Raw genomic sequence first — 19,774 nt, forward strand, 5'->3', positions numbered from 1 at the left:
GGCGTGTTGGGTCACGAAGTTGCGACGCCCGCGCGATCGAGCGCGGGCCACAGCGGGTTCATGATCGACACGAGCTTCATATAGCGCGTGTACGCATCGGTCAGTTCGACGTGACGTTGCGGGTTCGGCAAATGCGTTCGCTGCACACGGCACGCGCGAACGCACGCATCCTGCAGCGACGCATACACGCCCGCACTGATGCCTGCGCACAGCGCGGCGCCAAGCGCGCTCGCCTCCTGGCTTTCGGGAATATCGATCTGCATGCCGAGCACATCCGCAAACAGCTGCGCGAGCAGCGACCCCGACGATCCTCCGCCGGTCAACCCCGCACGCGACGCCGGGAACGCGCTGGTCAGCGCTTCGACGTGATACCGGTGGTTGAACACCATGCCTTCGAGCACGGCCCGCACAAGATGACCGCGATGGTGCCAGCTGCGGATGCCGAAGAACGACGCGCTCGCGGGCTCCTCGAACGGCGATCCGAACAGGAACGGATGGAACATCACCGAACTCGGCTCCGCGAACGCGGCCTGCAGTTCATCGTCGATCAGGTCGAAAAGTGAAGCCCCGCTCTCCGCGGCTTGATGCGCCTCGTGCATGAAACATTCGCGCAAGAACCAGTCGACGTTGCTCGACGACGCCGGCGAAATCGACATGTTCATCCACTGCCCGGTACGCAGACCATTGCGGCACGACCAGCGCGGATCCAGTTGCGGACGATCGGACAGCACCTCGTTGATGCTGAACGTCCCGGCGGTGATAGACAGCGCGCCCGCTTCGATGTTGCCCATGCCGAGCGCGCTGGAGGTCACATCGTGCAGCCCGCAGGCGACCGGCGTGCCCTCCTTCAGACCCGTGAGGCTCGCGGCTCGCGCGGTCACGCGCCCCGCAGCCGCGGTAGACGACACGATCTCCGGCAACGCGGGGCCGATCGACGCGAGACCGTACAGGTTCAGCACGGCGTCGCTATAGCGTTGCGTCCGGACATCCGTGAACGACGAACTGGCCTCGGTCGGATCGGTTGCGGGCACGCCCGTCAGACAGAGGCGCAGCCAGTCCTTGCAGAACAGCACATGGCCGATCTTCGCGTAGCGTTCGGGTTCGTTGAGCTGAATCCATTTGAGCAGGCTGATGGCCGCGTAGCAGTAGGGCTGCTGCCCGGTCAATTCCAGCGCCGGCTGCAACAGCCCCGCTTCGCGCCACTCGTCGCGCACGCTCACCGCGCGGCTGTCGAGCGACAGCATACCTGGGCCAAGCGGCACACCGTCACGGTCGACGAGGTAGAGTCCGTCGCCATGCCCGGTCACGCCGACGGCCGCAATCGCATCCGCTGGTACGCGGCCGGATTCGAGCGCATCGCGAATGGCGCCGGCGGCCGCGGCCCACGTCTCGTCCATGTCGCGCTCGACGTGACGCGGGCGCGGCTGTCGCTGCTCCACCCGTCGCGACCCCACGGCGACGGTACGCCCCGCGGTGTCGAAGATCACGGCCTTGGTCGCGGTGGAACCGCTGTCGAGCCCCAGCAGATACGTCTGCATCGCCTCTCCGGCCTAGCGACGGTGTCTGGAATCCACCGCGTTGATCGCCGCCACGTTGCCCGAGCTGCGGCCATGCTCGTCGAACGTCTGCTCGAGAAACGCCTCGGCGATACTCTTCGCGAGTTCGGGGCCGATCACGCGCGAGCCCATCGTGATGATCTGCGCGTTGTTCGACAGCGCCGCGCGTTCCGCCGAATAGGTGTCGTGGCACAGCGCCGCGCGAATGCCCGGCACCTTGTTCGCCGATATGCAGACGCCGATTCCGGTGCCGCACACCAGGATCGCGCGATCGTAGTCGCCGCGCAGCACGCCGGACGCGACACGGTCCGACAGCTCCGCATAGAACTCCTGAGGATCGTCCTCGTTGGTCGAAACCTCGAACACCTCGAAGCGGCTCTTCAGATGTTCGGCGAGCGCATGAGCGAGACCCGCTCCCGCGCTATCTCCGGCAATCGCAAGTTTCATGATGATCTCCTTCGGGTTTGGCTTCCACGCGCACCGTTACAGCACCGCCGCAACGCGCGCGAGAATGTCCAGGTATCCGGTGACGTCCCACGCCGAGCGGCCGATGAACAAGCCGTCGATATGCGCGCAGTCCGCGAGTTCTGCACAGTTGCCGGGGTTGACCGAGCCGCCGTAGAGGCACGGCACCCGGCGGCCGAGCACCCCTTCGGCAACGGCAATGATCTCGGCCTGGCGCGCATCGGCGTACTCCGCGCTCGCGGGTATGCCGTGCTCGCCGATGGCCCAGACCGGCTCGTACGCGAACAGGATCGGCGCGGCGTGCTGCACTGGCGTCAGGCGCGCCAGCGCGCCGCGCACTTCGGTTGCCAGCACGTCGGCGGCGCGACCGCTTTCGCGATCGGCGAGCGTCTCGCCGATGCAGATGAGCGGCGTCAGACCGTGGCGCACCGCGGCTGCCACTTTCAATCCAACCGTCGCATCGGTCTCGCCGAAATGTTCGCGGCGTTCGGAGTGACCGAGTTCGACGAGATCCATCGCGCAGTCCACCAGCATCGGCGGCGAGACCTCGCCGGTCCATGCGCCGCGATCGTCCCAGTGCATGTTCTGCGCGCCGACCTTCACGGTCGTCTCCGCGAGCATCGCCTTCACCTCGCGGATCGCGGTGAACGGCGGAATCACGAAGCGCTGGATCCGCGAGTCGGCTGTGCTGGCGAGCAGACCTTCGGCGAAAGCGCGCGCTTCCGCCAGCGTCTTGTTCATCTTCCAGCTCGTGCCGACCCAGAACGGGGAATGAGTCATGATGGTGTCGTCAATCGAATCCATGAACGGGTACCGCGGCGCGGCGCACCGCGATACCCGAACCGTTGCGTTACTTCGAGAGGGTGAACGCGGACGTGTACTTCGACACGTTGGCCTTCGTGATCAGCACGCAATCGAACAGCTGCTTCTCGGTCTTCGCGCCCGTCTTGCCGGTCTTGATGAACTCGTCGGCTTCCTGCACCGCCTTCACCGAGAACAGCGCGACCGGCTGCAGCACCGTGTATTGCAGCTCGCCGGCCTTGACCGCATCGACTGCCGTCGGCGAACCGTCGAAGCCGCCCACCTTGATGCTCGACAGCTTGCCGGCCTGCTTGAGCGCGGCGATCGCGCCAAGCGCCATTTCGTCATTGCCGCTGATCACGCCGACGATGTCCGGGTGCGCCTGCAAGAGGCTTTGCATTGCGTTGAAGCCTTGCGTGCGGTCCCAGTTGGCCACCTGCGAGCCAACCTTCTTCAGGTCCGGATACTGGCTCAGCACCGACGTATAGCCATTCGAACGCGTTGCCGCGTTGTTGTCCGACGGCGCGCCCAGCAGCTCGACGTAGTTGCCCTTCGAGCCGACGTCCTTCACCCACTGCTGCGCGCCCAGCGCCGCGCCCTGCGCGTTGTTCGACACGAGCTGTGCTTTCGCGAGACCTTCCGTGTTGATCTCGGCGTTCACGAGGAACACCGGAATGTGCGCGGCCACCGCTTTCTTCACCGCGCCGACCGAGCCGCTCGCATTCGCCGGATCGAGAATGATCGCGACCGACTTGTTGGTGATCGCGGTGTCGATCAGCTGGCTCTCGGTGTTGGTGTCGCCTTTCGACGCGACGACGTTGGTCGTGTAGCCGAGTTTTTTCGCTTCGGCCGCGGCGACGTTGCCTTCGGTCAGCCAGTACGGATTCGAAGGATCGTTGGTGATGATGGTCATCAGGCCGCCGGCCGCGTAAGCCTGCTCCGCGAACAGGGGGGTCACAAGGACGAGGGCGGCGAGCAGCAGGTTTCTTGTCTTGCTTGTCATGATGTGTCTCTGTCTCGATGGTTAGGGGTGGAGCCGGAGTCAGTCCGGCTTTGCTTCTCGGTGACCGGCGGCGCGGCTCAAGCCTTGCCGCCGCCTAATTGAGAAGTGGGGTGGCCGGCGGTCGGCGTGGGACGCTTGACGCGACGGCGATATTGGATGGCGTTGAGCAGCACCGCGAGCACGATGACCGCGCCGGTGAACACCGTCTGCCAGTACGACGAGATGCCGATGATCACGAGGCCGTCCGACAGGAAGCCGATCACGAACGCGCCAAGCAGCGTGCCGCGGATATTGCCGGTGCCGCCCATCAGCGACGCACCGCCGATCACCACGGCGGCAATCGCCGTGAGCTCGTAGCTGGTGCCGGCCGTCGGACCCGCGGAGGTCAATTGCGACGACAGAATCAAGCCGGCGATGGAAGCGCATACGCCCGACATCACGTACACGCTGACCTGTACCTTCTTCACCGGTACGCCGGAAAGCGCGGCCGCGCGTTCGTTGCCGCCCGACGCATAGAGCCAGCGACCGAACGCGGTGCGGGTGAGCATCAGGCTGCCGAGAATCGCGATCACCGCAAGGATCAGCACGCCCACGGGAATATCGAACAGGCGGTCGAAACCGAGCCAGTTGAAACCCGTGTTGCCGAGGTCGCTCTGGCCGCCCAGGTTGTTGTAGGTGAGGCCGTTGGTCATCAGCAGCGCGAGTCCGCGCACCACGTACATCACGCCGAGCGTCGCGACGAATGCCGGGACCTTGAAGCGCGCGATGAGCACGCCGTTCACGACGCCGATGAATGCGCCGAGCGCGCAGCACAGCACGACAACGACCCACACCGCGGGATACAGCACGACCCCGAACAGATTGAACGTCACGCCCTGCATGAAGAAGCCGGCCACCACGCCGGACAGCCCCAGCGTCGATCCGACCGACAGATCGATACCGCCGTTGATGATGACGAGCAGCATGCCGATCGCGAGAATCCCGTAGATCGCGACGTGCGAAGCCATCGTCAGGAAGTTTTCTAGTGCGAAATAATGGGGTGACAGAAAGGAAAATACGGCGACGATCACGATCAGCGCAAAGAATGCGCGCCCTTCGAGCAGCATCTTGCCGATGTCGAAGCCCTCGCCCGCGCGGCCGTTTCGGCCCGGCCCGGCGGCCTTGGTGGAATCGTTCATGTTGAAGTCTCCATGTCCTGGTGTAGTGCGATCAGGCGACCACGGCTTCGCCGGAGGCGGCCATGATCTGATCCTTGGTGGCGTCGGGCCCGAATTCGGCGGAAATCTTGCCGCGGCGCATCACCACGATGCGGTGCGCGATGCTCAGGCATTCGCCCACTTCGGAAGTGGAAAACACCACGGCGAGTCCCTGCTTCGCGCTTTCGCTCAGCAGGCGAAACACTTCGGCTTTCGCGCCGATATCGATGCCGCGGCTCGGTTCGTCGAGCAGAATCACTTTCGGGTGCGTGGCGAGCATCTTGCCGATCACGACCTTCTGCTGGTTGCCGCCGGAGAGCGATCCGATCGGCACGCCCGCGCCGGCCGTCTTCACGTGCACGTTGCGGATCGACGCGTCGACGATCTCCCGTTCGCGCGGGAACGACAGCAACATGCCCTTCACGAAGGTGCCGATGCTCGCGAGCGACAGATTGCTGCCCACCGTCATGGTCTGCACAAGGCCATCGCGCTGACGGTCCTCCGGCACGAGCACGAGACCTTTCGCAATCCGCCCGGCGATGCTGAGCCCGGCGAGATCCTGGCCTTTGAGCAGCACCTTGCCGCTGGTAACCGGCGAACGTCCCGCCACCGCTTCGAGCAGTTCAGTGCGCCCCGCGCCCATGAGCCCGTACACGCAGACGATTTCTCCCGCGCGCACGCTGAGCGACAAGTGATCGACAACCGACATGCCGGAGCCGGATTCGTCGGCCACGCTGACGTCTTCGATGGACAGCGCGACGTCGCCGAATTCGTAGCCGGTTGGCGGCGTGCCGAGATCGAAGTTCTCGCCGACCATGTTGCGCACGATCCACGCGAGGTCGATGTCGCGCGCTTCCGCGGTCGCGGTGATACGGCCGTCGCGCAGCACCACCGCGTAGTCGGTGATCTGCAGCGCCTCTTCGAGATGATGCGAGATGTACACGATCGACACGCCACGGCTCGTCAGATCGCGGATCACCTTAAACAGCACCTCCACTTCGGAAGCGCTCAGCGCCGACGTCGGCTCGTCCATGATCAGTATGCGCGACTGCACCGACAGCGCACGCGCGATCTCGACGACCTGCTGCTGGCCGAGGCGCAGATCCTGCACGCGCGTCAGCGGATCGATGTCTTCCTCGAGGTCCTCCATCAGCGCGCGCGTCTGCCGCGCCTCTTCCGCGAAATTGACGCCGGTCGGCGTGCGCAGTTCGCGGCCCATGAAGATGTTGTCGCGCACGCTCAGGTTCGGCGCGAGACTCAGCTCCTGGTGGATGATCGAGATGCCGTGCTCGCGCGCATCGGTCGACGACGAGAACGCAACGCCTGCACCATCCAGTTCGATCGAGCCGGACGTCGGCGTCTCCACGCCCGCGAGGATCTTCATCAACGTCGACTTGCCTGCGCCGTTCTCGCCGAATAGCGTGGTGACCTTGCCGCGATGCACGTCGAAGTTCACGCCTTTCAGCGCGTGCACGCCGCCGTACGACTTCACGACGTCGCGCGCCGACAGCACAACTCCGCCGACTGCCGGCGCCTGGTCTCGGGTTTCTGGCGTAGCCATCATTTCACTTCCAGCGTGGCCGGCGTCACGAGCCAGCCGTTCGGATTGATCAACTGAAAGACGCCCACGACCGAAATCGTCTTGCCCGTCAGCTTGCTGGTATCGACTTTCGACAGCACCGCCTTCTTCATCGCGGCGTTGATCGCATAGCCGGCGTTCTGATAGTCGATCTGGTTGGTGAACTGTTCGAAGCTGATGGTGCCGGTCGAATCGCGCAGATCGGTGCCGTTGATGGCCGGGCCCGTCTGCACGCGCACCACCAGCGAATCAGGTACGCCTGGCACCTTGACGGTGTAGACACCGCCGTCGTCAGCGCCCACCACGCCCGTGAATTTCACCGACATTTCCGGGCCAACACCGCCGCTCGCCACCCCGTACTGCTTGCCGGCTGCGTCCTGATCCTTCGCAATCGCGGCGGCGAGCGTGGTCGCATCCACCGCGCGCTTCTCGATCGCCGCCTGCGTCTTCGGAAACTGCTTCGCGCCGTAGGCGGCGGGATCGAAGCTCTGCACCTGCGTATCCGCCGACGATCCGATCTTCACGACCTTGGTGGACAACGCCATCGCTGCAATCAGGATCAACACCACGACGGCTGCAATGACCGTGCGAATACCGTGCCGATGTCGATGGCTCATCGAAGGGGCGAGCGTGCTCGTGCTCATCGGGACACCTCCTCTACGCTAGAACTTCAAGTTTTTCCCAGTCATCGGCGATCACGCCGACGATGATCGCGGCCGACGCCGCGCCCGGATCCACATGCCCAACGCTGCGCTCGGCCAGGCGCGATGCACGGCCTTTGGTCGCGACCATCGCGCGGGTGGATGCTGCGCCCGCTGTCGCGGCATCGCGCATCCTGGCCATGATCGCGGCGAGCGGCAGTCCGTCCGCCATGCTTTGCTTCACTGCGTCCGCGGCCGGCATCCACACGTCGACCATCGTCTTTTCGCCGGGCTCCGCCTTGCCGCGCATCCGGATGCCTTCGGCCATCGAAACGATCAGCAAAGGCGCATCGGCAAGCGGCATCTCTTCACGCGCGCCAGCGGTTTTCGCCGCATGCATGAATGCCGTCGCGTAAAGCGGCCCCGACGACGCACCAACCGCATTCAGGAAGCCCTTCGCCGCGGCATTCAATTGAGCCGCGAACGTCGTGTCGTCGGGCAGTGCGCCAACCGCGGTCGAAGCGGCGTTGAACCCTTGCGTCATCGCGATGCCGTGGTCCGCGTCGCCGATCACGCCGTCGAGCCGGCACAGTTCGTCGCGCGCCGCGCCGATGGTTGCGGCGAGTTCGCGGAACAGTCGCGCGATGTCGGCGGTGGTCAGCGTGCGCATCGGCTGGCCTCCTGCTGGAACATCGCGCATTCGCACGGGTGATCGATCAGGCGCTGCAATTCGTCGTCGAGATGCATCACGGTGATCGACGCGCCCGCCATTTCGAGCGACGTGCACAACGGTCCGACCAGCGTGCGATGCGTGACCAGCCCTGCGTCCTGCAGCCGTTGCGCGACGCGGCGATTGAGGATGTACAGCTCCATCAGCGGCGTCGAGCCGAGCGAATTCACCAGCACGACCACGCGGTCTCCGCGCGCCGCACCCATCTCGGCGAGGATCGCGTCCATGATCTCGTCGACCACGGCATCGGCGGGACGGAGCGCTTCGCGGCGCATGCCCGGCTCGCCATGAATGCCCATGCCGATTTCCATCTCGCCCGCTGCAATCTCGAAGTTCACGCGGCGCGTCTGCGGCAGCGAACACGGCGCGAGCGCGACGCCGAGCGTGTAAGTGCGCGCGTTCGCGTGACGCGCCACGCGCTCCACTTCGCCGAGCGGCATCATCAGGTCGGCTGCTGCACCCGCAGCCTTGAAAATGAACACGTTGCCCGCCACGCCGCGGCGCTGGTCGCGCCGATCGCGTGGCGCCGACGCGATGTCGTCGGTCGTCAGCACGGTGCGCGCCTCGACACCTTCCATCTGCAGCAGTTCGCAGGCCATGTCGAAATTCATCACGTCGCCGGCGTAGTTGCCGTACATGAACAGCACGCCGGCACCACCGTGCGCGGCCTGTGCCGCATCGACAGCCGGTTGCGGCGGCGGCGACGCGAACACGTTGCCGATCACCGCGGCATCCGCCAGCCCTTTGCCGACGAAGCCCAGAAAGGTCGGCTCGTGCCCCGAGCCGCCGCCGATCACGAGCGCCACCTTGCCGTCGCGCGGACCGTGGCGCGCGATGATCGCGCGCGGCGCGTCCGCGGATCGCGTCAGCAGATCGCCATGCGCGGCGAGCACGCCATCGAGCATTTCGTCGACTGCCGCGTCGCCGTCGTTGATCAGTTTCTGTGTCATCGCGCCAGGCATCGTCGTCGCGCTCCTCAGATGTTCAGGTCGGCTACGCCGGTATCGAAATGCGGCGCCCAGAACGCCACCGATTCGGCAATCTGCTCGACGACCTGCCGGTCTTTCGGTTCGCGTTCCTTGAACGACAGTTCCAGGCAGATTTCGTTATCCTGACCGCCGCCCGCTTTCAGCGCGGCGATCAGCGGTTCCGGCTGGATCCGGCCGCGCGCGTTGAACTCGGCGGTGAACGGATGGTGTCCGCCCTTGTCCATCAGCGACTGCTTGATATGGATGATCGGCGACACGCGCGGCACCGCGCGAGCCCATGCGTACGGATCGAAATCGTCGGGATTGCTGCTCGTGATGTCGCCGTGATCGATGTCGGCCATCATCCACATCGGCACGGCCATCTTCGCGGCGGACAGCCGCTCCTGCAGCGCCATGCACGCGGCGATGGTCTCGCCGAATTCGCGTCCCACCGACATCGGCTCCCAGAACACGTACTCGAGGCCCGCGCCCTTCGCGTGTTCCGCGACCTCGGCCCAGCAGTCGATCGCGGTCTGCATCAGCGCATCGCGCCGGCTGGCGTCGTCATAGTCGCGGTACGTGAAGATCGCGAACTGCGTGCCGATCGAGCGGCCGCCGAGATCGGCTGTGATGTCCGCGAAGGTCTTGAACCAGTCGACGTAATAGCGCCGCACGTCGGCATCAGGGTGACCGAAGTGATTGAGCCGCCCGTACGGGCCCGTCATGCCCGACGTGATCCGCACGCCGGTGCGCGCGAGCGCTGCCTGCATGGCGCGCACCTGGCGCCGCGTCACCGCGGCGGGCCACGACGGGTTGATGAATTCGTGCGTCAGCTGCACATCGCGGATCTTCATCCGGTGCGCGATCGTGTCGATCAGATCGTCCGGTTCGGCGAACCGGTTGACGAGCGGATTCGTGTTGAGCGCGAGGGTGAAAGCCATATTCATCTCGTGGGGTGAGTGGACGGCGCGCGGTTCGCTTCGAGCGCGCTTCGGGCCGCGCCGTCGTAGCGCGTGTCCAGCTTCGATCCGAACCACGCATCGAACGCGACAATCTGATCGGCGCTCATATGCAGCCCATGCTTGGTCCGCCGCGTCAGGATGTCGGCCACGGTCTCGGCCCATTCGTGCGCGATCAGATAGCGCGCTTCGGCCTCGTAAAACGTGGGCCCGAATTTCTGGCCGAGCTCCGCGAGCGAAGCAGCCCCATCGATCACCTGCGCAGTGCGCGCGCCGTAGGTTCGCGCGTAGTAGCGCATCAGGTCGCGCGGCATCCACAGATACTCGCGTTGCAGACGCGCGATGAAATGCGGCATGTCGGCCTGCTCGATGTCGCCGCCGGGCAGCGTCGCGTGTGCGGTCCAGTCGGGGCCCATGTTCGGGAACGTCGGCCGAAGCTGCTGCAGCGCGGATTCCGCGAGCCTGCGAAAGGTCGTGATCTTGCCGCCGAATACATTCAGCAACGGCGCGCCGCCGCTGGTGTCGAGATCGAACACGTAGTCGCGCGTCACCGCGGACGGATTGCCCTTGCCGTCGTCGTAAAGCGGACGCACGCCGGCGAAGGTCTGCAGCACGTCCTGGCGGCGCAACGGCTGCTTGAAATAGCGGTTGACCGCGGTCAGCAGGTAGTCGATCTCCGCGTCGTCGATCGCGACGTTGTCCGGCGCACCGTCCCACGGCACGTCCGTCGTGCCGATGAGCGCCTTGTCGCCTTCATACGGATTGACGAAGATCACGCGCTTGTCGTCGTTCTGCACGAGGTACGAATGCGCGCCGTCCCAGAACTTCGGCGTGACGATGTGACTGCCTTTGACGAGGCGCACCTTGCGGGTCGAACTAGCGCCCGCGCGTTCGATCACGTCGGCCACCCACGGGCCCGCGGCATTCACCAGCGCACGCGCGGCGACCACGCGTTTCGTGCCGTCGCGCGAGTCGCGCAGTTCGATCCGCCATGCGCCGCTTTCGCGCCGCGCCGACACGCATGCGGTGCGCGTCAGCACCTGGGTGCCGCGCTCGGCCGCATCCACGGCGTTGAGCACGACGAGGCGCGCGTCGTCGACCCAGCAGTCCGAGTATTCGAAGCCGCGCTGGAACTCGTCCTTGATCGGCGCGCCTTCGGGGCTGCGATGAAGATCGAGCGTGCGCGTGCCGGGCAGCTTCTTGCGGCCGCCGAGGTGGTCGTACAGGAACAGGCCGAGCCGCACGAGCCACGCGGGCCGGTCGTTCGGGCTATGCGGCAGCACGAAGCGCATCGGCCAGATGATGTGCGGCGCGGCGTTGAGCAGCACTTCGCGTTCGATCAGCGCCTCGCGCACGAGCCGGAATTCGTAGTACTCCAGATAACGCAGCCCGCCGTGCACGAGCTTGCCCGAGCGTGACGACGTGCCCTGCGCCAGGTCGTCCTTTTCGCACAGCAGGACCGACAGCCCGCGACCAGCGGCGTCGCGGGCAATGCCCGCGCCATTGATGCCGCCGCCAATGACGACGAGGTCGAATGTCTGGCCTTCGCTCATTGCACGGCCCTCGGTTCGGCTGCTTTCACCGCAGCCGCAGCCGTAACGACGGGCGCGGGATGAGACGGGGCCTTCGTGCGCTGCGCCATCTCTTCCCACACGGGTTCCAGCGCGCGCCGCGCATGCTGGTACACGGGAAAGAGCCGCGCGTAGGTTTGCACGAGGTCGGGATCGGGCATCTCGGCCTGCCCCAGCAGCGGCGTGACCCACTCGCCGATGCACGCCTGCATGTCGGGATACACGCCGAGCGCGACCGCCGCCATCATCGCGGCGCCGGCGGCGCCGGCTTCTTCGCGTTCGGAGATCCGCACGGGTGCGCCCGTCATCGCGGAAAGGACCGCGCGCAGCGCACGCGAGCGCGTCGCGCCGCCCGTCAGCCGCAGCTCCGACGGCATCGCGCCGCCCATCGCCGCATAACAGTCGCGCGCAGCCATGCCGAGTCCTTCGATCACGGCGCGCAGCAGATCGGGAAAACGCCCGTCGCTGGTGAGTCCGATGAAGCCGGCGCGTGCGTCGGCGTTGACGAACGGCCCGCGTTCGCCGGCTTCTGAGATGTATGGGTGAAACAGATACGCGCCCGGCCGCGCGGATTGCAGCCAGCCGTCGATGCGTTTCACGCGGTCGGTATGCGACAGCGTCGTGCCGAATTCCGCGAGCAGATCGCACGCGAGATTCAGCACCCAGTCGATATTGAGCGTGGCCGCCATGTTCGACTGCACCTGGCTCGACATGCCTGGAACCGGCAATGCGATCACGTAGCCGGTGCCCTCGACATTCAGGTACACGTCGGCGTTTTGCACCGCGCGCATATGCATGCCGGTCGAACCGACGATCGAGCAGCTCGCGCCCGCCACGCCGGCCGTGTGAATGCCGGCGCCAAGCGCGGTCATCACGATGTCGACGAAGCCGAGGCACACCGGCGTGCCTGGCAGAAGACCGGTCGCCGCGGCGGCTTCGGCCGTCAGCGGATGCAGGATCTCCGTGCCGTCGATGATGTCGGGCAACAGGCCGCGCCACGCGTCGAGGCCCAATGCTTCGATCACCTTATCGTCGTAGCGCCGCGTGCGGAAATTGCCGTAGGTGAAGCTCGCCTCCGACGGGTCGGTTGCGCGCACGCCGGTGAGGTTCAGATAGAGCCAGTCCTTGCAGTGCATCGCGACTTCGGCGCTGTGCAACACCTCGGGTGTCGTCGCGGCCATGTGTGCGATCTGCGCGCCCTGGCTGCATGCGGCCAGCCCGGTGCCGGTGGCTTCGAAACGCGCGCGGCGCAGCGGGCCGGTTTCCAGACGCCGCACGGTGCCGGCGGCACGCGCATCGAGCCACAACCACGCATCGGCGGCGGGCCGGTTGTTCGCGCCGACCAGCCACGTGCCGTCGCCCTGCCCGGTCACTGCGACTGCCGCCGTGCGTTCAGCAAGACGTTCGACCTTCGTGCCGAGCTTCTGCAGCGTCTGCGCGCAATCGGCCCATGCCTGCTCCATCGACTGGAACGCGGCGCCGTCGGCGCGCGTCGTGTAGTGATTCGGCACCGATGCGACGGCGAGCTGCCGTCCGGCCAGGTCGAAAGCGACGGCCTTGATGACCGACGTGCCGGCGTCGATGCCGATCAGGAGATCGCGTCCGGGGCTGTCCATCATGCACCTTCGGCAGTGGTGGCGTCGTCGTTGAGCGCGAGCGCCGTGGCCTCGTCGGTAATGAGGCCGCTCAGCAGGCCGCTATGCAGCACCGCGCGGATCGCGTCGATCTTTTCCGCGCCGCCGGCGATCGCGACGATGCGCCGCCCGGTCAGATCGACGAGTTCCGGCGCCACGGTGCGCGCCGCCAGCGAAGTCTCCACGACCTTGCCCACCGGGTCGAAGAAGTGACCCAGCAATTCGCCCGTGCCGCCCAGCTCGCGCACCTCGTGGATTTCATCGGGCGAGATCATCTGCGACGACACGAGTTGCGCGTCGGGTTGCGCGGTACCGATACCGACCACCATCAGGTCCGCATGCGCCGCGAGATCGAAGACCTCGCGCACGCCGCGCTGCGCGAGCAGCACCTGGCGGTCTTCGGCGGTATTCGCGAAGAACGGCAGCGGCATCACGTAGGACATCGCGCCGGTTTTTTCCGCAAGCTGGTGGATCACGTCGTACGGGTTCGCCGCGTAGTCGCGCGTCACGCCGCCGAGCAGCGACACGAAACGGACCTTGCCCGCGTCCATGTGCGGCATGTCGCCGACGACGGCCGCGAGCGTACGGCCATGGCCGATGCCGATCACGCCGCCCTGGCGGGCCGCGATCTCGCGCTGCAGGAACTGCGCGCCGGCAATGCCGAGCGCCCGCAGCGGCAGGCCCTGCTCGTACAGATCGGGCACGACTTCGCAATACGCGAGTTCGAAGCGCTTCGCGAGCGCCGTTTCCAGCACCACGCATTCCGCCACGTCGCCTTCGATCGTGACCTTCACCGCGCCGCTCTGGTTGGCCCGCGTGATCAGCCGGTGCGCCTTGACGTTGCTGACGCCCAGCCGCATGGCGACGTCCGCCTGGGTCTGCCCGGCGGCGTAGTGCAACCATGCAGCCCGGATTGCCAGGCTGTCTTCGGCATCGCGTTTGGCAACGGATTTCGCCATGTCTTCTCCAGATCAGAACGAAGTGAATTTTTTTTCTCTTGCTGTATTTTTTTTCAGTTTGAGGCAAGGATAGCAAGCGGATCGGGCGTCGCCATCCGCTATAACCCTGGGTCGGAGCGGGCTGCGCGCATCCGCCGCGGTTGCCGGCGAAGCGCGGCGTTTAGGGTCGGTTACGATGTGCGGATGGCCCGTCGCGCGGCGTTAGACGGGGGTTTTGCGCGTTTTGCGTTGTGTGTTTTTGGTGCGTCAGTGAGGAAAGGAGTCAGGCAGTGACCGTCGATCTCAACCATTTCACGCCCGGTCTGTCGCTGGCGGGCGGCCTGGTCATCGGTCTCGCGGCCGCCGTGCTGGTGCTGTTCAACGGACGCATTGCCGGCATCAGCGGGATCGTCGGCGGCTTGCTGGCCTCCGCGCGCTCGTCAAGCAGCGACATCGGCTGGCGCGTGGCCTTCGTCGCCGGACTGGTCGGCGCGCCGGTGCTCGCCGGTCTGCTGGGCGAGCCGGCACACGCGGACATCCAGGCAAGCTGGGGCCAGATTCTGGCGGCGGGATTTCTCGTAGGCGTCGGCACGCGCTACGCGGGCGGCTGCACGAGCGGCCACGGCGTGTGCGGTCTGTCGCGCGGATCGGTGCGCTCGCTGGTCGCCACGGCGACGTTCATGACGGCAGGATTCCTGACCGTTTTCGTGCGACTCCATGTGATGGGAGGCTGACATGGCCGCTCTCGCTGCGCCCGCTTCGGCGTTGCTCGCCGGCTTGCTGTTCGGTATCGGCCTGATGCTCTCGAGCATGGCCAATCCGGCGAAGGTACTGGGCTTTCTGGATCTGGCGGGCCGCTGGGACCCGTCGTTGATGTGCGTGATGGTGGGCGCGATCGCCGTCGGCGTGCTGGCGTTCTTCATCGCGAAGCGCCGCAGCCGATCGCTGCTCGGTTCGCCGATGCAGCTGCCCACCAGCACCACGATCACGCTGAGGCTGGTGCTCGGCAGCGCCGTGTTCGGCATCGGCTGGGGCGTGGCCGGGTTCTGCCCGGGGCCCGCGCTGGTCGCATTGGGCGCGGGCTATGCGAAGGGCGCGGGCTTCGTCGCGGCGATGGTGGCAGGCATGATCGTGTTCGAACTGGTCGAGCGCGCGAAGTCGGGCATGCAGCGGGCGTGAGTGTCGTCGCGACGCGTGTTCTTCTTTCGGACGCACGTTCCCGGCCTCGCGGGCGTGCCGCGGCGCGATGCCGGCACTCGAAGCGGGCCTGCCGCGAACGGCACGATGGTCCCGTTGTCCTACAATGAATTCAACGTATCGGCGGGTGCGCAATCACTAGCTGCTGCAAGGAACAACGTGATGGATCTATCTGACGAAGAACAGGTTCTGGCCGCGGCGAATCGGCATGTGGACGATGCCCGCCGGAGAATCGGTGCGTTGACGCAGCATCTCGAACGCTATCCTGCGGGCGGCCCTCCCGCAGCGGAAGGCGAGGCGTTGCTGGGCCTGCTGCAACAGGGGCTCGAAGCGATGCTTGCGCACCGCGACGCGGTTGAGCGCGAAGTAAAACGTCTGCGCGACGCCGAGCGTTCATCCAGCTCTTGAAGGGTCGCACGAAGGGTCAAGTCGGCCCTTTCGTGGAACGATTGATGCTCACTCGCCAACAGCCATTGCAACCGTGCCCTGTGGAGGTGTTATGGATACCAATGCTCTGGATATCAACCAGGCCTCTGTTCTGAACGGCCTGATCGAAGTCCTGAAAGACGGTGTGCTGGACTTCAACGACGCAGCCGGCGATGCGCACGATCCCGAACTGAAGCGCGTCTTCAATACGCTTGCGGAGGAATATGCGCACCGTTCGCAGGAGCTGCAACTTGCCGCGCTCGACCTCGGGATTCACGCGGAGGCGGACGGCACGATGGCAGGCGCGATGCGTCGCAGTTCGGCCTATCTGAAAGCGCACCTGGGTCGCCTGAGCGATGACGACATCCTCGCGGAATGCGAGCGTGCCGAGGACGCGGCGAACATGCGGTTCAGCGAGGCGCTGACCAGCAATCTGCCTGCGGAAGTCCGCACCCTGATCGGGCGGCAGCACGCGGAGATCGTCGGAGATCGCGACCGGATCAAAATGCTGAAAGCAGGCTACGCTGCCCGCGGAACGCACTAGGGCCGCGGTGCCCTAGTCACGCATCTCGAGCGCAATGCCCGCCTTCGTTGCGACCACGCTGGCCATGGTCATCGGATCGAGGTCGGTGCGGTCGAAGACGAGGCTCAGCTTCGGCAGCGGTGCAAGACCGGCTTCCCGGGACACGGCGGCGCCGGTTTCGCGACCAGCGTCTGTCAGCGTCACTTCGAACAGCCAGTCTGCGAGAATCCAGCGCGCCAGGCTGATCCATCCGGACGGGCGAAACCCGGTACATACGATCACCGCGTCGCCGGCACGCTGGAACAGTTCCGCCAGATAGGCGAGACGTCGTTCGTTCTCCCGCATCCCGGTTTTCGTCGATGCGGCCTCGCAGAGCCCGCCCAACAGCTGCGCTTCGTCGAGCAGCACCGTCCGGTAAGCGCGACGGCTCAACAGCAGATCGAGCTGTCTGGCCACACCAAGCGCTTTCGATGGACACTGCCCGGTCAGCCAGATCATCGGCAGAACGCTCGACTGGTCGCAATCAACCACGTCCAACGCTCGCGTCGATCTGCATCGCGAGGCTCGTGCGCAATTCGTGACGCTTGCGCCGCGTCGCATTGCCGTCGCGGTCCGCGAGATGGTCGGTCACATAGCGCGCAGGCGGCGTCAGGACATGCCAGTTCCGCCAGTGCGCGAGCGCGCCGCATTCGCGCGAGAGTTCGTCGTAGTCGGCCGCCACGCGACGCTTGCGAAGGCAATAGCGCCAGCTCGAGTAAATGTGCGAACGGGTCGACACGAGCAAGGTGCCGTGCGCATTCATCGCCGACGCGACGCACTGCGCGAGATAGATCACGAACACCTTCGGCCGCAACCCGTACCAACGCTTCGTCAACGCGCGAAACAGCTCGCGGCCGTTTAGCGGGGAGTCCGCACCCTGTACCGAGCCGATGCACATGCGCACGCGCGAACGTTTGCCGCTGAGGTAGGCAAAGCTGAAGGTGCAGGAGACCACACGCCGTCCCTCGCTGTCGCGAATGCACAGGGTCCAGTCGCCCTCCTTGCAGAACCGCTCGATCGATTCGAGCGTGACGGTCCATCGTTCGTCGCCGCGTTCGATGTGCGCAATCTTCCGGTACCCATCGCGGGCAATCTGCGTCGCAAGCCGCGGCGCCTCGCTCATCGTGATCGCCTGGTGATCGAGACTTGCGGCAAGACGTCTGCTCGCACCAAAGCGTCCATGCAGGAACGGACGGTGCATGCGTTCGTACACGATCGGATCGCGCCACGCCATGTCGCGCAACGGCGAGATTTCGCATTGCCTGAGCCAGACGACCGTCGCGTGCCACCAGACCATCGAACGCATCCACAGACGCACGCGGCGCCAGCGATGAAAGAGCGTCTCGCGTGGATAGAGCGCGTAGCTCGCGCGCCGGATCAACGCGAGCGAATCCGCGAATCTGGCGAGCCAGTGCGTGCGGACGCCAAGCCGGTTGATACGTATCGAGTTCACAGCAGCTCCATTCGGTATTGCGACGAACGGATGCTAGCTGTCGCGCGCGCTGGCTATGTCGAGTCGTGTCGAGAATTGTCGAGTTTTGTCGAGCGCATCCAGGTACCCTGGAGTGTCTCTGCTATGCTTGGCCGCCGCGCCCTGTTCAATTCCGACGCTACGCCCATGTCTTTCCGGATCCTGCTCGTCGAAGACGATAGCCGCCTGTCCGCGCTCGTCGCAGGTTATCTCCGCAAACACGACTATCAGGTCGACGTAGTTCTGCATGGCAACGAAGCCGTGCCGGCCATCCTGAAGGGACAGCCCGATCTCGTGATTCTGGACGTCAACCTGCCTGGCAAGGACGGCTTCCAGATCTGCCGCGAGGCTCGGGAGCAGTACGACGGCGTGATCATCATGGTCACCGCGCGCGACGAGCACTTCGACGAAGTGCTGGGTCTCGAATTCGGCGCCGACGACTACGTGCACAAGCCGGTCGAACCGCGCGTGCTGCTCGCGCGAATCAAGGCCCAGTTGCGGCGCGCGGTGGCGCGCGGTGCGGACGCGCCCGCGAAGCGGGAACGCTATACGTTCGGCAAGTTCGAGATCAATCGCACGACACGCTCCGTGACGCTGCCCGACGGCAGTCAGCCCGATCTGACCTCGGCCGAATTCGATCTGCTGTGGGTACTGGTAAGTCACGCGGGTGAAGTCGTGAGTCGCGACGAACTGATGCGGAAGCTCCGCGGAGTGGAGTTCGACGGACTCGATCGCACGATCGACGGCGGCATCTCGAAGCTGCGCCGCAAGCTGCACGACGACGCCAGCGTTCCGCAACGCATCAAGACCGTGCGCGGCAAAGGCTATCAGTTCAGCAAGATCGCGTGGGAATGACGCGCGCCGAACGCGTGGCGACAAAACTCTACACGGGCGGCGTGCAAATCGACATTCGCGCACACCATCCGATTTTTTGCAGTTTGCGAACATGAAGCCGACCGCGCAGAAGCTTTCCACCTTCCGTTACTGCAAATGGCGATGGCTGCGTTTCCGCCGTTCGTGGACCGATACGCGCGCCGATCGCATCCCAAGCTGGTCCCGGCTCTACGTGCGCGTCTATCTCCGTCTGCTCGGGCTCACGCTGCTTGCCGCGGCGGTGCCTTTAGTGTGGCTGTCATTCGCGCCGGACACGCGCAACGTCTGGCGCGCGTTGACGGCACTGCCAGGCGGCGTCGCGCTGCCCGTCGTCGTGCTGCTGGCAATACCCGCCATCGCCGCATACCAATGGATGCGGCCCGTCTGGCTCGATCTGGTGATGGTGCGCGAACGCGCGATCGACTTCACCGGCGGCCGTTTCAATACGCGCGCCCGCGAATCGCACAGCGTGATCATCGGTCCGCTGGCGCGCACGCTGAATGCGCTGGCCGAACGGATGGAACGGCTGATTGCCGCGCAACGCGATCTGACCAACGGCATCTCGCACGAATTGCGCACGCCGCTGGCACGCGTGCGTTTCGCGCTGGAAAGTCTGCACGAACCGTCCTCGGCGGCGGAATACGAGGGCGCGCTCGCGAGCATCGGTCAGGACGTGACCGAGCTCGACGAGTTGATCGACATGAGCCTGACCTACGCGCGGCTCGAATACAGCTCGCTGCAATCGAACCTCGAACCGACTGTGTTCGCCGCGTGGTTCGACACGCAGATCGACGATGCGACGCTGCTCTATGCCGACAAGGAAATCGTCCGGAACGTCGAGATCGATCGCGCATTGCGAGTGACGATGGACAAGCGCCTGATGTCCTACGCGATGCGCAATCTGCTGCGCAACGCCAGCAAATACGCACGTGCACGAATTCAGGTCGGGCTCTCCGTGCGGCATGGCAACGTCGAGATCTTCGTCGAAGACGACGGCAGCGGCGTGCCGGAAAGCGAGCGCCAGCGCATTTTCGACGCGTTCGTGCGGCTCGACCGGCACACGGGAGGCTACGGTCTCGGCCTCGCGATCACGCAGCAGGTGCTGCGCGCGCATCATGGCCGGATTGCGGTGACCGATCCGCGGACGTTGAACGGTGCTCGCTTCGAAATGCGCTGGCCGGCCGGCACGACGACGTGACGCCGT

21 protein-coding genes are annotated in these 19,774 nt (G+C 65.5%); 6 read left to right on the forward strand and 15 right to left on the reverse strand.

Translation table 11 applies throughout. The annotated features are described in order from the left end of the window. Positions 1 to 11: 11 nt before the first annotated feature. The 13 genes from DVS29_RS28495 to DVS29_RS28555 all read right to left on the reverse strand — a co-directional run bounded on the left by DVS29_RS28495 (position 12) and on the right by DVS29_RS28555 (position 14,062). A complete protein-coding gene (locus DVS29_RS28495) occupies positions 12 to 1,538 on the reverse strand; it encodes an FGGY-family carbohydrate kinase (RefSeq protein ID WP_118183881.1) in 1,527 nt (508 codons plus the stop codon). A 12-nt stretch (positions 1,539 to 1,550) separates the two neighbouring features. Then, entirely contained in the window at positions 1,551 to 2,003 is a 453-nt protein-coding gene (gene derI, locus DVS29_RS28500; RefSeq protein WP_118183882.1) for a D-erythrulose-4-phosphate isomerase, read from the reverse strand. Positions 2,004 to 2,039: 36 nt separating this feature from the next. Further along, positions 2,040 to 2,801 carry a triose-phosphate isomerase gene (locus DVS29_RS28505; RefSeq protein ID WP_118183911.1) on the reverse strand — a complete coding sequence of 254 codons (762 nt, stop codon included), beginning with the start codon at positions 2,799 to 2,801 and terminating at the stop codon, positions 2,040 to 2,042. Positions 2,802 to 2,871: 70 nt separating this feature from the next. Then, on the reverse strand, positions 2,872 to 3,825 hold the full coding sequence (locus DVS29_RS28510) for a D-ribose ABC transporter substrate-binding protein (protein WP_118183883.1): 954 nt from the start codon (positions 3,823 to 3,825) through the stop codon (positions 2,872 to 2,874). Between the two features lie 77 nt (positions 3,826 to 3,902). Beyond that, positions 3,903 to 5,003, reverse strand: coding sequence for an ABC transporter permease (locus DVS29_RS28515; RefSeq protein WP_118183884.1), 1,101 nt, complete (start codon positions 5,001 to 5,003; stop codon positions 3,903 to 3,905). 31 nt (positions 5,004 to 5,034) lie between these two features. Further along, positions 5,035 to 6,582 carry a sugar ABC transporter ATP-binding protein gene (locus DVS29_RS28520; RefSeq protein WP_118183885.1) on the reverse strand — a complete coding sequence of 516 codons (1,548 nt, stop codon included), beginning with the start codon at positions 6,580 to 6,582 and terminating at the stop codon, positions 5,035 to 5,037. Beyond that, entirely contained in the window at positions 6,582 to 7,244 is a 663-nt protein-coding gene (locus DVS29_RS28525) for a DUF2291 family protein (protein ID WP_240655822.1), read from the reverse strand. Before DVS29_RS28525 ends, DVS29_RS28520 begins: the two co-directional genes overlap by 1 nt. A 13-nt stretch (positions 7,245 to 7,257) precedes the next feature. Then, complete coding sequence (gene dhaL / locus DVS29_RS28530) at positions 7,258 to 7,911, reverse strand: dihydroxyacetone kinase subunit DhaL (RefSeq protein WP_118183886.1); 654 nt, start codon at positions 7,909 to 7,911, stop codon at positions 7,258 to 7,260. Continuing rightward, complete coding sequence (locus DVS29_RS28535; RefSeq protein ID WP_118183913.1) at positions 7,899 to 8,921, reverse strand: dihydroxyacetone kinase subunit DhaK; 1,023 nt, start codon at positions 8,919 to 8,921, stop codon at positions 7,899 to 7,901. Before DVS29_RS28535 ends, dhaL begins: the two co-directional genes overlap by 13 nt. A gap of 26 nt (positions 8,922 to 8,947) precedes the next feature. After that, positions 8,948 to 9,880: a sugar phosphate isomerase/epimerase family protein gene (locus DVS29_RS28540; RefSeq protein ID WP_118183887.1), complete on the reverse strand. Its 933-nt coding sequence runs from the start codon at positions 9,878 to 9,880 to the stop codon at positions 8,948 to 8,950. A gap of 2 nt (positions 9,881 to 9,882) precedes the next feature. Then, positions 9,883 to 11,451, reverse strand: coding sequence for a glycerol-3-phosphate dehydrogenase (locus DVS29_RS28545; RefSeq protein WP_118183888.1), 1,569 nt, complete (start codon positions 11,449 to 11,451; stop codon positions 9,883 to 9,885). Beyond that, entirely contained in the window at positions 11,448 to 13,088 is a 1,641-nt protein-coding gene (locus tag DVS29_RS28550; RefSeq protein WP_205962531.1) for an FGGY-family carbohydrate kinase, read from the reverse strand. The genes DVS29_RS28545 and DVS29_RS28550 overlap by 4 nt, the downstream gene beginning before the upstream one ends. Then, a complete protein-coding gene (locus DVS29_RS28555) occupies positions 13,085 to 14,062 on the reverse strand; it encodes a sugar-binding transcriptional regulator (protein ID WP_118183890.1) in 978 nt (325 codons plus the stop codon). Before DVS29_RS28555 ends, DVS29_RS28550 begins: the two co-directional genes overlap by 4 nt. Before the next feature lie 269 nt (positions 14,063 to 14,331). On the opposite strand from DVS29_RS28555, the gene DVS29_RS28560 reads away from it, so the two are divergent. The 4 genes from DVS29_RS28560 to DVS29_RS28575 all read left to right on the forward strand — a co-directional run bounded on the left by DVS29_RS28560 (position 14,332) and on the right by DVS29_RS28575 (position 16,208). Further along, positions 14,332 to 14,775 (forward strand): YeeE/YedE family protein, encoded by a 444-nt coding sequence (locus DVS29_RS28560; protein ID WP_118183891.1) that lies wholly within the window; start codon positions 14,332 to 14,334, stop codon positions 14,773 to 14,775. A gap of 1 nt (position 14,776) precedes the next feature. Further along, positions 14,777 to 15,220 (forward strand): DUF6691 family protein, encoded by a 444-nt coding sequence (locus tag DVS29_RS28565; protein ID WP_118183892.1) that lies wholly within the window; start codon positions 14,777 to 14,779, stop codon positions 15,218 to 15,220. A gap of 114 nt (positions 15,221 to 15,334) precedes the next feature. Beyond that, positions 15,335 to 15,646 (forward strand): hypothetical protein, encoded by a 312-nt coding sequence (locus tag DVS29_RS28570; protein ID WP_124800724.1) that lies wholly within the window; start codon positions 15,335 to 15,337, stop codon positions 15,644 to 15,646. Positions 15,647 to 15,737: 91 nt separating this feature from the next. Then, complete coding sequence (locus DVS29_RS28575; RefSeq protein ID WP_118183894.1) at positions 15,738 to 16,208, forward strand: PA2169 family four-helix-bundle protein; 471 nt, start codon at positions 15,738 to 15,740, stop codon at positions 16,206 to 16,208. Positions 16,209 to 16,220: 12 nt separating this feature from the next. Here DVS29_RS28575 and DVS29_RS28580 read toward each other — a convergent pair whose 3' ends face one another. Continuing rightward, a complete protein-coding gene (locus tag DVS29_RS28580; RefSeq protein ID WP_164708005.1) occupies positions 16,221 to 16,685 on the reverse strand; it encodes an adenylyl-sulfate kinase in 465 nt (154 codons plus the stop codon). A gap of 25 nt (positions 16,686 to 16,710) precedes the next feature. After that, positions 16,711 to 17,679 carry a DUF535 family protein gene (locus DVS29_RS28585; protein ID WP_118183896.1) on the reverse strand — a complete coding sequence of 323 codons (969 nt, stop codon included), beginning with the start codon at positions 17,677 to 17,679 and terminating at the stop codon, positions 16,711 to 16,713. A gap of 165 nt (positions 17,680 to 17,844) precedes the next feature. Here DVS29_RS28585 and DVS29_RS28590 point away from each other — a divergent pair, with 165 nt between their 5' ends. Both DVS29_RS28590 and DVS29_RS28595 read left to right on the forward strand, forming a co-directional pair. Beyond that, a complete protein-coding gene (locus tag DVS29_RS28590) occupies positions 17,845 to 18,552 on the forward strand; it encodes a response regulator (protein WP_118183914.1) in 708 nt (235 codons plus the stop codon). 91 nt (positions 18,553 to 18,643) lie between these two features. Continuing rightward, positions 18,644 to 19,768: an ATP-binding protein gene (locus DVS29_RS28595; RefSeq protein WP_118183915.1), complete on the forward strand. Its 1,125-nt coding sequence runs from the start codon at positions 18,644 to 18,646 to the stop codon at positions 19,766 to 19,768. Positions 19,769 to 19,774: the final 6 nt, after the last annotated feature.

The sequence above is a fragment of the Paraburkholderia phosphatilytica genome, assembly GCF_003443895.1.
Classification (GTDB): domain Bacteria; phylum Pseudomonadota; class Gammaproteobacteria; order Burkholderiales; family Burkholderiaceae; genus Paraburkholderia; species Paraburkholderia phosphatilytica.

What these genes read in the sequence shown, in the direction of transcription:
- DVS29_RS28495 (WP_118183881.1), bottom strand. Translation starts at nt 1,538, where the DNA reads ATGCAGACGTATCTGCTGGGGCTCGACAGCGGTTCCACCGCGACCAAG.
- derI (WP_118183882.1), bottom strand. Translation starts at nt 2,003, where the DNA reads ATGAAACTTGCGATTGCCGGAGATAGCGCGGGAGCGGGTCTCGCTCAT.
- DVS29_RS28505 (WP_118183911.1), bottom strand. Translation starts at nt 2,801, where the DNA reads ATGACTCATTCCCCGTTCTGGGTCGGCACGAGCTGGAAGATGAACAAG.
- DVS29_RS28510 (WP_118183883.1), bottom strand. Translation starts at nt 3,825, where the DNA reads ATGACAAGCAAGACAAGAAACCTGCTGCTCGCCGCCCTCGTCCTTGTG.
- DVS29_RS28515 (WP_118183884.1), bottom strand. Translation starts at nt 5,003, where the DNA reads ATGAACGATTCCACCAAGGCCGCCGGGCCGGGCCGAAACGGCCGCGCG.
- DVS29_RS28520 (WP_118183885.1), bottom strand. Translation starts at nt 6,582, where the DNA reads ATGGCTACGCCAGAAACCCGAGACCAGGCGCCGGCAGTCGGCGGAGTT.
- DVS29_RS28525 (WP_240655822.1), bottom strand. Translation starts at nt 7,244, where the DNA reads ATGAGCACGAGCACGCTCGCCCCTTCGATGAGCCATCGACATCGGCAC.
- dhaL (WP_118183886.1), bottom strand. Translation starts at nt 7,911, where the DNA reads ATGCGCACGCTGACCACCGCCGACATCGCGCGACTGTTCCGCGAACTC.
- DVS29_RS28535 (WP_118183913.1), bottom strand. Translation starts at nt 8,921, where the DNA reads ATGACACAGAAACTGATCAACGACGGCGACGCGGCAGTCGACGAAATG.
- DVS29_RS28540 (WP_118183887.1), bottom strand. Translation starts at nt 9,880, where the DNA reads ATGGCTTTCACCCTCGCGCTCAACACGAATCCGCTCGTCAACCGGTTC.
- DVS29_RS28545 (WP_118183888.1), bottom strand. Translation starts at nt 11,451, where the DNA reads ATGAGCGAAGGCCAGACATTCGACCTCGTCGTCATTGGCGGCGGCATC.
- DVS29_RS28550 (WP_205962531.1), bottom strand. Translation starts at nt 13,088, where the DNA reads ATGATGGACAGCCCCGGACGCGATCTCCTGATCGGCATCGACGCCGGC.
- DVS29_RS28555 (WP_118183890.1), bottom strand. Translation starts at nt 14,062, where the DNA reads ATGGCGAAATCCGTTGCCAAACGCGATGCCGAAGACAGCCTGGCAATC.
- DVS29_RS28565 (WP_118183892.1), top strand. Translation starts at nt 14,777, where the DNA reads ATGGCCGCTCTCGCTGCGCCCGCTTCGGCGTTGCTCGCCGGCTTGCTG.
- DVS29_RS28575 (WP_118183894.1), top strand. Translation starts at nt 15,738, where the DNA reads ATGGATACCAATGCTCTGGATATCAACCAGGCCTCTGTTCTGAACGGC.
- DVS29_RS28580 (WP_164708005.1), bottom strand. Translation starts at nt 16,685, where the DNA reads ATGATCTGGCTGACCGGGCAGTGTCCATCGAAAGCGCTTGGTGTGGCC.
- DVS29_RS28590 (WP_118183914.1), top strand. Translation starts at nt 17,845, where the DNA reads ATGTCTTTCCGGATCCTGCTCGTCGAAGACGATAGCCGCCTGTCCGCG.
- DVS29_RS28595 (WP_118183915.1), top strand. Translation starts at nt 18,644, where the DNA reads ATGAAGCCGACCGCGCAGAAGCTTTCCACCTTCCGTTACTGCAAATGG.